This is a genomic window from Reichenbachiella versicolor (assembly GCF_003171675.1).
GTDB lineage: Bacteria > Bacteroidota > Bacteroidia > Cytophagales > Cyclobacteriaceae > Reichenbachiella > Reichenbachiella versicolor.
Map to the genome: position 1 here is coordinate 63,547 of NZ_QFZQ01000001.1, position 12,178 is coordinate 75,724.

At 36.4% G+C, this 12,178-nt stretch carries 13 protein-coding genes; 8 read left to right on the forward strand and 5 right to left on the reverse strand.

The window, feature by feature from the left end; translation table 11 throughout:
- Positions 1-155 precede the first annotated feature (155 nt).
- Positions 156-449 carry a hypothetical protein gene (locus tag DKG80_RS00315; protein WP_109829291.1) on the reverse strand — a complete coding sequence of 98 codons (294 nt, stop codon included), beginning with the start codon at positions 447-449 and terminating at the stop codon, positions 156-158.
- A 325-nt stretch (positions 450-774) separates the two neighbouring features.
- Positions 775-3,117, reverse strand: coding sequence for a TonB-dependent receptor (locus DKG80_RS00320; RefSeq protein WP_109829292.1), 2,343 nt, complete (start codon positions 3,115-3,117; stop codon positions 775-777).
- Positions 3,118-3,280: 163 nt separating this feature from the next.
- Here DKG80_RS00320 and DKG80_RS00325 point away from each other — a divergent pair, with 163 nt between their 5' ends.
- The 6 genes from DKG80_RS00325 to map all read left to right on the forward strand — a co-directional run bounded on the left by DKG80_RS00325 (position 3,281) and on the right by map (position 9,164).
- A complete protein-coding gene (locus DKG80_RS00325) occupies positions 3,281-4,126 on the forward strand; it encodes a helix-turn-helix domain-containing protein (protein ID WP_109829293.1) in 846 nt (281 codons plus the stop codon).
- Positions 4,127-4,234: 108 nt separating this feature from the next.
- A complete protein-coding gene (locus DKG80_RS00330; protein ID WP_109829294.1) occupies positions 4,235-5,221 on the forward strand; it encodes a zinc-dependent alcohol dehydrogenase family protein in 987 nt (328 codons plus the stop codon).
- A gap of 101 nt (positions 5,222-5,322) precedes the next feature.
- Positions 5,323-6,198 carry a radical SAM protein gene (locus tag DKG80_RS00335; RefSeq protein WP_109829295.1) on the forward strand — a complete coding sequence of 292 codons (876 nt, stop codon included), beginning with the start codon at positions 5,323-5,325 and terminating at the stop codon, positions 6,196-6,198.
- Positions 6,199-6,247: 49 nt separating this feature from the next.
- A complete protein-coding gene (locus DKG80_RS00340) occupies positions 6,248-7,321 on the forward strand; it encodes a bestrophin family protein (RefSeq protein ID WP_109829296.1) in 1,074 nt (357 codons plus the stop codon).
- Positions 7,322-7,425: 104 nt separating this feature from the next.
- A complete protein-coding gene (locus DKG80_RS00345) occupies positions 7,426-8,286 on the forward strand; it encodes a DUF4437 domain-containing protein (protein WP_109829297.1) in 861 nt (286 codons plus the stop codon).
- 113 nt (positions 8,287-8,399) lie between these two features.
- A complete protein-coding gene (map, locus tag DKG80_RS00350; protein ID WP_109829298.1) occupies positions 8,400-9,164 on the forward strand; it encodes a type I methionyl aminopeptidase in 765 nt (254 codons plus the stop codon).
- A 44-nt stretch (positions 9,165-9,208) separates the two neighbouring features.
- Here map and DKG80_RS00355 read toward each other — a convergent pair whose 3' ends face one another.
- From DKG80_RS00355 to DKG80_RS00365, 3 genes are read right to left on the reverse strand one after another with little or no spacing between them, the layout of a single operon-like run.
- Entirely contained in the window at positions 9,209-9,679 is a 471-nt protein-coding gene (locus DKG80_RS00355) for a DinB family protein (protein WP_109829299.1), read from the reverse strand.
- Positions 9,680-9,707: 28 nt separating this feature from the next.
- Positions 9,708-10,181, reverse strand: coding sequence for an OsmC family protein (locus DKG80_RS00360; protein ID WP_109829300.1), 474 nt, complete (start codon positions 10,179-10,181; stop codon positions 9,708-9,710).
- A complete protein-coding gene (locus DKG80_RS00365; protein WP_109829301.1) occupies positions 10,178-10,591 on the reverse strand; it encodes an amino acid-binding ACT domain-containing protein in 414 nt (137 codons plus the stop codon). The genes DKG80_RS00360 and DKG80_RS00365 overlap by 4 nt, the downstream gene beginning before the upstream one ends.
- Before the next feature lie 78 nt (positions 10,592-10,669).
- Between DKG80_RS00365 and DKG80_RS00370 the strand changes: the two genes are divergently transcribed.
- Both DKG80_RS00370 and DKG80_RS00375 read left to right on the forward strand, forming a co-directional pair.
- Positions 10,670-11,383, forward strand: coding sequence for an ArsR/SmtB family transcription factor (locus DKG80_RS00370; protein WP_221409017.1), 714 nt, complete (start codon positions 10,670-10,672; stop codon positions 11,381-11,383).
- 140 nt (positions 11,384-11,523) lie between these two features.
- Complete coding sequence (locus tag DKG80_RS00375; protein WP_109829303.1) at positions 11,524-12,132, forward strand: Crp/Fnr family transcriptional regulator; 609 nt, start codon at positions 11,524-11,526, stop codon at positions 12,130-12,132.
- Positions 12,133-12,178 lie beyond the last annotated feature (46 nt).

The window sequence follows — 12,178 nt, forward strand, 5'->3', positions numbered from 1 at the left end:
TTATCTTTAGAATTATAGTCTTAATAATTGTTTTTCAATGTTAATCACATGGTATTGGCTTGTGGGTATTGATTAATCGTTTTTGAGTCAGACCATCAAAAATACCAGAAGATACTCCGTACCCTTATTAGGGTCGGAGAGTTTTTCAGTAAAGCTTATTCCCCTTCATTTAGATCTTGATCAAGTAATGACTTATCGAAAGTAGCACTAATGTTTTTTCCTCTTTCGATGTCTTTAGCCATCGATGAAGTCATCCTAATTAAGTACTTTCTATCCTCTGTTTCGAACGGTAAAGCTTTGGAGTATACACCTTCCTTGTTAGTAAATCTGATCATGTGTTTTTCAAGCCCGTCAGGATATTTCATTCTGATTTTTTCTTGCATTGAGGTATCGAGTGCACTGTAATCTTTGATCACATGTGGCTTGTTTGATGTTGGTTTGTTTTGCATGGTTTTATTGTCAAGCTGTTTGATATAGCAATGAAACTAAAAACCATCTTATTGCAATGTGTAACTTTAACTAAATCAATTATTTACAAATAAATAACTACCTCTTAAAAAGAGGGTAACAACTTGACCTAAAAAGACTAAAACCATAGTCAGTAAAACACCAGTTCTAAAAAACAATTTATAAAATCTGAAATGACTATGGACTTTAGTTTAGACAGCAATTTGACAACTGGTTTGGTCAAATCTCTTTACTATTACATTAGCCGAGCTGATAGAAACTTCTTAAGAACCATTTGCATCTAGAGGACATGAGCAACTTCATTCATTAAAAGCTAATACTCCATGAGATCGTAGGGAAAAAAGGTAGTTGAGGAGACTCTACGATTTCTTGAGACGAATCTATGTAGTATAGATCTACTGGAGCTTGTTGAAACGTTGCATTTTGAAGATCAATTTTAAACTCTTGTGTTGTATTCTTTTTGTTTTTACGTGTACCAATGGAAATATTCAAGATGAATATGTCGTCAGATTTAACTGTGAAAGGTTTACTGTCATCTCTTACCTCATAGCCTTTGTTGATGGATTCTTCATAAAGAATAGGTGTGTATGGTTTAGCACCTATTATGGAGGTTTTAAGATTGACAAAGAAGACTTTTTGCTTCTGACTGTTACCATATTTCCACTCCTTACCACCTAGTACATTGAAAGTATAATTTCCAGCAAATGCAGTATTTCTTTCGATACCATCCATAGCGGTATATAATGAACGATAAACCGATCCAGTCGTCATGAAATACATGCCATTATGAAGGTATCGTTCAAGAGTCATCTCTATACCATAATTGCGACCCGTACCATCATTGACCAAAGGTTCGGTGACATAATCATCAGACGAATTTAGTAATGAAAACGTGCTGCCTGTTACGTTTTCAATAGGTACATTGTACAGGCTCTGATAATACAGTTCAATCTTAGCATGCATCCAATCACCTATGTTTTGATCATAGCCTAAAACATAGTGTAATGCTTTGGATGTTTCTAGATTTTTATTGTTTTGAATGAGTGTACCATCATCCTGAGATTCTTTTCCGAGGTATACTGCTAAACTTTCTAACCTGCTATGAACACCTACACCTAAGAAAAGCGCTTTGTCTTGTTTGAATTGCCATCTGATTGCACCACGTGGTTCTAAGCTATAGGAGTTATTGAGCCCAAAGTGTATATAATGTAATCCACTTATCAGAGTCAAATCACGATTGATTCGATATTTCCAAGTAGTAAATCCTTGAGTGGTATAGGAAGAGCCTTCATCTTCCATGACTTCTTCTAAAATATCAGTGTCCTCGTTAAGAAGTAATTGCTGCATATCATAGCCTAATCGCGTGTATATCAAGCCAGCCTCTAGTTTGTGTTGAGCATTGAATTTATGATTGAGCGAGGCAAGTGCTCTCATGTATGATTTTTGAAAGTCAGCGTCATTATAAACTTGCATCATACCATTATTATCTGGTTCTTCTCCAAAATATAATAATCGGGTTCCAGATAGAGCTAGGGTACTTTTTAAGAATGTTCGTTTACTCATAAGGAAATTATGAGTCAACCCTAAGGTTCCCATATTAGATGAAAATTTATCCCTGTAAGAAAGTTCTCCGGTATCATTGTCCTCGTCCTCAGTACTGATCGAGCTAAGTCCTCCAAGTCCAAAAAATGAGAAATAGTGTTTTTTATTCATAGGTAGGTAGATGTTGAAGGACATGTCTTGATACTCGGGTATTCCTCCGAAGTCCATTATCCCTGCTCTACTGATTAGCGCTAATGAAGAGTAGCGATAATTGGCAAGATACGAACCATCATAATTTTTCCTAAAAGGTCCCTCTACAGTGAAGTCTACTCCGAGTGTACTCAATCCCGCAGTGTATTCTTTTTGTTCATTATTGCCTTTTCTAAGTCTCATATCGAATACACCGGACAGAGCATTTCCATATTCAGGGGCAAAAGCTCCTGTTAGAAAATCTGAATTACTGAGCATGTTTGGATTCATAGCATTAATAGGACCACCAGTAGCGCCTTCGTTAGCGAAGTGGTTGGGATTTGGAATTTCTAACCCTTCTAATCTCCAGAGTATTCCTTTTGGCGAATTTCCTCTGACTACTATGTCGTTGTTGCCTTCTGGATCGTTGGTTACACCTGCATAACTAGATACCATACGAGCTGGATCAGCGAATGAACCTGCAAATCGTTTCGTTTCATCAACACTAAACGTCTTTGCAGAAACGATTGACATTTCGTTCATGGCCTCTGATTTATCATCTGCTGCAGAGATGACTATTTCGTCTAGTTTTTCCACAGATTCAAGTAGAGGGATCTCTAATACTGTTTCTTTAGCACTGGTGATAACCAAGTTTGACAGTACTTTTTGATCATAGCCGATATAGCTAACCGCAATACTCACCCTTCCTATGGGGACTTCATTAAGTCTAAATTGTCCATTTATATCTGTAACCGTACCAATCACTGGATTGCTACCAACGATTTGTATAGTGGCTCCTATTAATGGTGTTTTAGAATCTTGGTCAAGAATAGTTCCTCTCACAGTCTGAACGAATTCTTTAGAAAATACAAATAGGGGAAGAGTAGCTAAAAGGAGGGTTAATATATTCTTTTTCATGGTTTCAAAATGTGTGATTTGCTATTAAGAAACCTGAGTAGATTTTTACCCTGACAGAGGATCAAAAAAGTGTAATGTTTTTAGTCATAGTGTGTAGAAGCGTATAGAATTTCGGTTGATTATTATTTTTACAAATTATTGATAGAGCTAAATAGATAATTGAATGCCAAGAGCAATTTTTGAAGATATCGTAATACAGAATTTTGATCAGATTACAGCAATAGCAAGTTGTCAGTACACACCTATACGTTTCTTTGAAATACTGCTATTTGAGGAAGGCAATGGATGGTTAAAGATCAATGATCAAACGGTAGCTTATCACAAACATCAGATTTTTACGCTTATTCCTGATGATAAATATAACCTTGAGATAGAGAAGCCTACTACCGTCACAGCCATCAAATTTCTTAATAGCTTTTTCACAAACTTCTCTTTGTATGATCAAAATTCACAGCAAAAAGAATGGTTCAAAAAAATTGAAAATATTCTTCATAGTGCCAATAGGACGTCAAGCTTGAATATCAAGTCAGAAACAGATACAGATAGCATGCTAGCATTATTCAAGGTATTGCGAAATGAATACAATGATAAGTCTCTCAATAGTGAAGTTATCCTAAAGACCACACTTCATGCTATACTGCATATTGTATCTCGCAATGTCAATGCTACATCTTCTAAAACAGCATCTTCCAAAATTCAGGATATCATCAATTTCATTCATTTGCATATCGATGATCCGTCCAAACTTTCAGCTAAATCTTTAGCAGATGAGTTTAGTATTTCTGAGACTTACATTAGTCAGTATTTTAAGAAACAAATGGGTATGAGTATCAAAAAGTACATTCTCAATCATCGTGTCAAACTAGCAGAAACTCGATTGAAGTACACTGATCTTACCGTTTCTGAAATAGCTTCAGAGTTAGGATTTACAGATAGTAGTCATCTAGATAAGACCTTATTTTCATATACAGGAGTGACTGCCGGCTTGCTTAGAAGTCCTAAAATGTAGCTTAAAATAAACATTCCTTAATTCTTACTAAAAGCTACTCAGTTCTTACAAAACCGCGCCTCCACTCCACGAGTATAATTGCTTTATAAATTTAAACGATTAGTTATAATGAAAGCAATGGTCATCAATGAGTACGGCGAAAATGCTGTATTTGAGTCAGTAGAGATCGAAAAACCAGAAGTGAAGAGTGGACATGTATTGGTGAAAATAGCAGCATCAAGTGTCAATACAATAGACACTATGATTCGTAAAATGGGTAAGGATTTACCTCTTTCCCCAGATACGGCAGCATTACTAGGGATGGATTTCGCAGGAACTGTAGAAGCAGTCGGTGATGGAGTAGAAGAGTATGCAGTTGGAGATGAAGTATATGGTTGTGCAGGAGGTTTAGCGGACCTTCCAGGAACATTAGCTGAATACATAGTAGCAGATCATCAATTGATTGCTCATAAGCCCAAAAACCTTTCTATGCGCGAAGCAGCAGCTTTACCATTAGTGGGTATTACGGCATACGAAGCATTGAGTCGTGCTGGAGTAAATAAAGGCCAAAAAGTTTTAGTCCATGGAGGTTCTGGAGGTGTAGGACACGTAGCTGTACAGTTAGCGAAAAATCTAGGGGCAGAAGTATACGCTACAGATGGTAGCGACGAAAAACTCAAAGTAATTGATTCACTAGGTGCAACAGCCATCAATTATAAAACGGAGAGTGTAGAGGATTATGTGAGTAAATACACTCAGGGTGCTGGATTTGATGTTGTATTTGATACAGTTGGTGCCGCTAATCTGATCAACTCATTCAATGCTACAGCGCTAAATGGTCATGTGTCTACTACAGTTTCTTTGTGTGAATTGGACTTGACTATGGCTCACTTTAGAGGGCTTTCGTTGCATGTAGTATTTATGTTGATACCAATGCTTCATAACTTCAACAGAAGAGATCATGCTGAGATTTTAAAGAATTTGGCATTGATAGCTGAGGCAGGAAATTTGACTCCTATTTTAGATGAAAAACAATTTTCATTAGAAGAAATTGGTGCAGCTCATACTCGTCTAGAAAGTGGGCAAGCCATAGGTAAAGTAGTTGTAGAAAACTGATTTTCTAATAACATCGACAATAGAGAGGGGTAAGTATATTAGAAGACTTACTCTTCTTTAACAGTACTTTGAATTTAAATTCTCACTTCACAGCAAGATAAATGAAATACGTAGGGAAATTGTATCGACCATGGATGGAGGTCAATAGCTTACTTATTCAGATCACAATCGGTTGTTCGCATAACGAGTGTTCATTTTGTGATATGTATAGTGACAAACCAAAATTCAAAGTTAGAAAACTAGAAGATATCTATCAGGACATAGAAGAAGCCAGAAGAATTAATCCCTACATAGAAAATTTCTTTTTGGTCGATGGTAATGTCATGGTGATCAAAGCGACACACCTTATTAAGGTATTGGCCAAGATCAAAGAGTTATTCCCAGAAAGTAAAAACATTGCACTGTATAGTCAGTACAATGATTTTAGACGAAAAACTGTAGAAGAATTAAAATCCATAAAAGCTGCAGGTCTTACCAAGGCTTATGTGGGACTAGAGTCAGGTGATGCTAAAGTATTAGCTGATACGACAACAGGGATGACACCTGAGCAGGCTATTATTGGAGCTTCTAAAGCAAAAGAAGCCGGGATAAGAGTTTTAGCGTCTTTCATATTCGGCTTAGGGGGGAGACATAGATCCAAGGAACATATTAGTGAAACTACAAGATTATTAAATACAATTCAGCCAGAGGAAATTGCTCCTATGGCACTAGCTATTCAACCAGGAACTTCTTTAGCTAAAGAAGTGGAAAGAGGAGAGTTCATTCAGGCTACTCCTTTACAAATTTTACAAGAAGAAAAATATCTCTTAGAGAATCTTAACTATAAGACGGTATACTGGGGAGATCATGGAAACAATATTGTTTCAAACAAAGGAGAACTTCCTGATATGCAAGAATTTTTCTTAGAAAAGGTTCAACATGCCATTGAAAAGCATCCTATCGTGAATGAAGAGGTTTTACATGCTAACCCTTGGTAAATTGATTAAAAGACCTTTATAGTAAGCTCTGAACTAAAATCGAAATAGCATGTATACAAAGAAAAATTATTCAATTTTTATAGTATTAAGCTGGACCAGACGATACATCTATGTATTCGTTTTGCTCTCACTTATTCCAGTGATACTATATGATATTGTAGGTTGGAAATGGTTACACCTTCCTTGGTTACCGATCAGTTTGGTAGGTATGGCTTTAGCATTTATCAGTGGGTTTAAGAACAATGCCTCGTATGATAGGCTTTGGGAAGCTAGGAAAATTTATGGAGGTATAGTCAACTCATCAAGGTTACTTGCAACCATGGTGAATGACTTCATCACCAATGAACATGTGGATCGCCATAGAACGGACGAGGAATTTCTTCACATCAAAAAAAGGATTATAATGCGTCATGTAGCTTGGATGACGGCCCTGAGACATGCATTGAGAGGAAAGAGACCTTGGGAAACTACGGTGAGTAATAAGTCCGATCAAGAGCACATGAGTGATATCAAGGTTAGAGAATATGAGTTTTCACTCAAACAAGAGTTTGACGGTTATTTATCTGAAGAAGAAAAAACATATGTTCTCAGTAAGACTAACAAGCAAGCCGCATGTCTCAATCTTCAATCACGTGAGTTTAAAGACCTGAAACTTGAAGGCTTAATCGAAGATTTTAGGCATATGGAGTTCAAAAATTTAATAGGAGACCTTTTTACTCTTCAAGGAAAAGCTGAGCGAATAAAGAACTTTCCATACCCAAGGCAGTTCGCAACTCTTAATGCTTTTTTCGTCTGGATATTCGTTTTCTTATTACCCTATGGATTGATGCATGAGTTTCATAATATAGGTCAAGTCATTGAAGCCAATCATTCGAACTTGATTTATAAGCTTATAGCAGGAAATTTCGTTTGGTTAACCATTCCATTTAGTGTAGTGATTTCATGGATATTTTATACAATGGAGCGAGTCGGAGATGTGTCGGAAAATCCTTTTGAAGGGATGAGTAATGATGTACCGATAACAACTATATCTAGAGGAATAGAGATTGATATTAGAGAAATGATTGAAGACGATGAACCCATTCCAAAGCCGTACCCTGAGGTCTCTAATACACAAATGTAGTTTTAAGGATTTGGTAATTACTTTAACTGATAAAGTTTAAAATAAAACAGAAAATTAATTAACCCGTTTGAAGCAAATTCAACACAATTAAATACAAATTATAAATGTTTAAAAAAGTAGCAATTTTATTATTCATTGTTGGAGTATCGAACTCTTGTGAAACCCCAAAACAAGAATCAACAGTTCAAGAATCAACAATTATTGAGAACCCTACTAACAAGGTTCTATTAAGTTCTGATGTAGTATGGGAAAAGCTAAATCCTGCTAGAGGAGATCAAAGCCCACAAGCGGGAACTCTCTGGGGAGATAGAAAGGCAGAAGATGGAGTCCCAACGGGATTTTTGGCCAAATTTGTAGATGGTTTTTCATCTCCTCCTCATATTCATAATGCCACCTATAGAGCTGTAGTGATCAAAGGTTTAGTGCATAACGACGATCCTAAAGCAGCAAACATGTGGATGAAGCCAGGTTCATTTTGGACTCAGCCAGTAGGAGAGTCTCATATTACTTCTGCAAAAGGTGATGATAAAATTATTGCCTTAGTAGAAATTAACAAGGGGCCTTACTTAGTACGTCCTATTAGTGAAGCTTATGATAGCGGTGAAAGACCAATAAATATTGATGTTTCTAACATCATTTGGTTAGATAGTGAAACTATTAACTGGATTTCTCCAAAGAGTAACGTGGAAGTGAGTTTTTTACTAGAGTCTAATGGACTAAGAAGTCTTTTTATCAAACTTCCAAAAGGGTTCAAGGGTGAGATAGAAACTGACGGAACACTTTTACACTCAGTAGTGATTAGTGGAGAGTTAGATTATCTATTACCTGTAGAGAAAGAAGTAAAATCATTAGATACAGGAAGTTATTTCGGTTCGACTGATAAGGCCGTTCATACCGTAACTAATAAGTCAGCAGGAGAAACTGTTGTATATGTTAGAACTAACGGAGAAGTACGAATCAAATAAATTCGTATCACAAACAACCTAGTGAAATGAGAGTAGTGGCTTGAAAGCGAAAAGCGAATACAAGCCGCTACTTTTTATATTAGTACATTAATTGTTTATAAAGCCAATTTAAGATGTCAATTTCAAAAGAGTCTGAATTAATAGGAATGAAAAAGATTAGTGAGGTAGTCGGAACCACACTAAAACTGATGAGAGAATATGCCCAAGTAGGTATGTCTACCAAAGAATTGGACGAATATGGCGGTGAGATATTAAAAAGCTTTGGAGCAAAATCAGCTCCAAATGAAACTTATGACTTTCCAGGATATGCTTGTATTAGTGTAAACAATGAAGTAGCTCATGGGATACCTTCAGAAAGAAAAATACTCAAAGAAGGAGATTTGATCAACATTGATGTATCAGCAGAGTTAGACGGATATTGGTCTGATAATGGAGGCTCTTTCGTACTTGGGAAGGATATATATAATTACCAACCTCTTGTAGATGCTTCTAGAGATATATTGAAGAAGGCTATTTATAATATAAAAGGAGGAGTAAAAATCGCAGATATTGGTCAGTTGATCGAGAAAGAAGCTAAAAAGTCTGGATTCAAAGTGATCAAAAACTTAGCAGGACATGGAGTAGGGAGAAGCCTGCATGAAAAGCCAGAGAATATTTTGAACTACAGGGTCAAGACAAACAGGGAAAGGTTCAGAAAAAACACTACTGTGGCGATTGAGACTTTTATCTCTACCAAATCTACTTTAGCTCTGGAATCTAATGATGGATGGACTTTGGTGGGGAACAATGGAGGTTTTGTAACACAGCACGAGCAGACGATTTTGATTACAGATAAAGAGCCAGTGATATTAACAGAGTCGAATGGGATTTGGGAATAATACAGGCTCAAAAGTTTGTCAGAATCAGAATTAATCAATTCTTATCAATCCCAGATCATAGGCCTTTCAATACCTGCGGTTCTCAGATAATCAAGCATCTGCCCAGTATGAACAGATTCATGGTAAGCAATTCGATTTAGATAATCTCCAAGCTTTTTGCACTGTCCGACTTCTTTTCTTTCAATCCGAATATTCTCTAAATCTGCTTCCCGAAGTTCTAGGATCATATTGATAAATTCTGCTCTATGTTTTTCTGCAAATTCTAATTCATTTTTCAAGTCTGAATAACTCATTTCGTGCCAAGGAGACCTATAATCACCTAGATTTCCACGGTTCATTATTATTCTATGAAAAAGATGTTCCCCTTCTAAAACGTGCCTGATCATTTCGATGATTGAGAAAGCCCCTTCATCAGGTTTCCAATGTAAGTATTCATCTGGAATACCAGTCCAAAGCTTAATACTCCGTCTTCTTATTTCTGAGAAATTCAGTAAGATTATTTCAATAGAATTCATATACTTTTTTTAAAAAAATGAGTTAAGACTACTTGTAGACCTTGATGATAGGCTGATGTTTTACTTTGAAGTTTACAGAATTGGCAATGAAACACATTTCATTCGCTTTTTGATGCAGTTCATATGCCTTATCTGCCATTGATTTTTCCATCACTATCACGATGGGGCGTAGCGTAACTTCTGAAAACTGCCCACTTCCATTAGATCTTTCAGTCATAGTTCCATCAGCATGATCTCTATAATCTACGACAATGATTCTTGCTTCGGAACATAAATGTAAATACCAAAGCATGTGACAGGAAGATATGGAAGCAACCAGAAAATCTTCAGGGTTATGTTTGGTCTTGTCACCTCTGAAAACAGGGTCAGAGGAGCCTAAAATATCCGGTTTGTTCTCAATCGAAATAGTATGACTTCTCTCGAAGTCTAGATAACTGCTAGTACCGCTACCTTTATTTCCTGTCCAACTGACATGGGTTGAATAATTATGATACTTTTTCATATCACGTAATCTTCATGGCTCCACCAAGTTTTCATCCACTCATCGGATACTTTCAAAGCCTTTTCATAATTATCAGGAACAACAATCAGTTGATTCGAATGGTCACTGTATTGAACTAATATATTGACATTTGCACTGGCTAATTCTCTACAAAATGAACCTAACTGCCCAGGTACATCTTGCCTTAATTTTTGTATGATGACTTCGTTGATTTTTGTGACTATTATTCCTTCCTCTTCTAAAACCTGCTTTGCCCTATCAGCTTCTTCTACTAAAAAATGAGCCACTGATAAACCGTCTTTTTCAAAAACACCACCTCCTTCAAGGCTTATTTTATGTTTTCCCAAAGTTTCACCCATCAAGGCCAGTTCGCCTACTTTGTTGTTGAATATTATTTCTATGTCTTTCATGATGTAAAATTTTATTGGTCACAAATAAAAAGGGAGCAGAGAGACGATGATTCATTATAGAATGAACTATGAATGATCATGTATATTCACTTTTGTACTATGGAAGTAGAAAATGAATTTTCCCAAATAGCCAAATTGATAGGTGACAAGGCAAGGTCAACAATGTTGTGGTCACTGCTTGACGGTAAAGCCTATACCGCATCAGAATTGGCCGTTTCTGCTAATATTTCTAGACAATCGGTGAGCAATCATTTGTCTCAGCTCATGGAGGCTAGTTTAGTGAAAGTCGAGAAACAAGGAAGGCACAGGTATTATAGATTGGCCAATGAGCGAGTGGCACAAGTGATAGAGTCTATGGCGAGTTTGATTCCAGCTCATAAAATTCAAGTTAAGAAGAGTGCTGAAGCTCAGAAACTAGCTTTTGCTAGGACTTGTTATGATCATCTTGCCGGTGAATTATCTATAGAAATAGTAAAATCTTTGATCGATAAAAAAGTAATCGTTCTGATTGAGAATGACTATGCCGTTACCGATTTTGGAAAGGAGTGGTTTTTAGCATTGGGAATAGACATAGATGCTTTGAAAGTTAAAAGAAGATCATTTGCACATCCATGTATGGACTGGACAGAAAGAAAGCATCACATAGGAGGTGCGTTAGGAGCAGCAATTTTGGAGCTGTTTGTTAGAAACGATTGGATCAGAAGAAAGCAAAATACGCGAGAAATAGTAGTGACCGCATTAGGAGAGGTGAAGCTGTTTGATGAGTTTGAAATAACTGTTCATGCTAAATGAAAACTATAGTGTCATGAATGGGGGCAAGATGAGAAGTATAGCTGACTATTTTAGTTCATTCTATAGGACTATTACCTTTCTATACAGAATAGTGATTGTTTTGTACTAGATTCTTTTATTTAAACCAAAAGGGCTTCAACATGGAAACATTACCATTAGTGACCTTCCTTCAGAAATTCGGTACTTTAACTACAGACGATATCTCAATAATATCAGAGCACTGCAATCCGAAAGAATATACACAAGGTGATGTATTTGTAGAAGCTGGTAAAAATGTAAATCAGGTAGACTTTGTATTGTCAGGTGTCTTTCGCTATTACTTTTATGACAAAGAAGGCAATGAGATTACTTCCTTTTTCATGGCAGAAAACGACTTTGTGACCAACGTCAACAGTTTCTTTGAGTACATCCCTAGTTCTGGAACTATAGCTGCAGAAACAGATTGCTCTACACTAGTTATCTCTAGAAGTAGTTGGGAATTATTTTCTGAGCAAATACCGAATTGGAATATGATTATGCAAGCTATTACCAACAAGACACTTTTAGCAAAATCTGTTTTCCAGCGAAAATTAATCAATCAAGATGCTAAGACATCTTATCTAGAGTTATTGAAACAATATCCTACCATAGTCCAGCGAGTCCCATTAAATCATCTTGCTTCATTCTTAGGTATTACAAAATTTTCTCTCAGCCGAATTAGAAATCAGGTTCAAAAGGACGATAATCATTTGTTGTCATTTGACAACTGATCCCAATCTACGCTCTCTGATCTTTGTTGCATAGAAAATACATTCT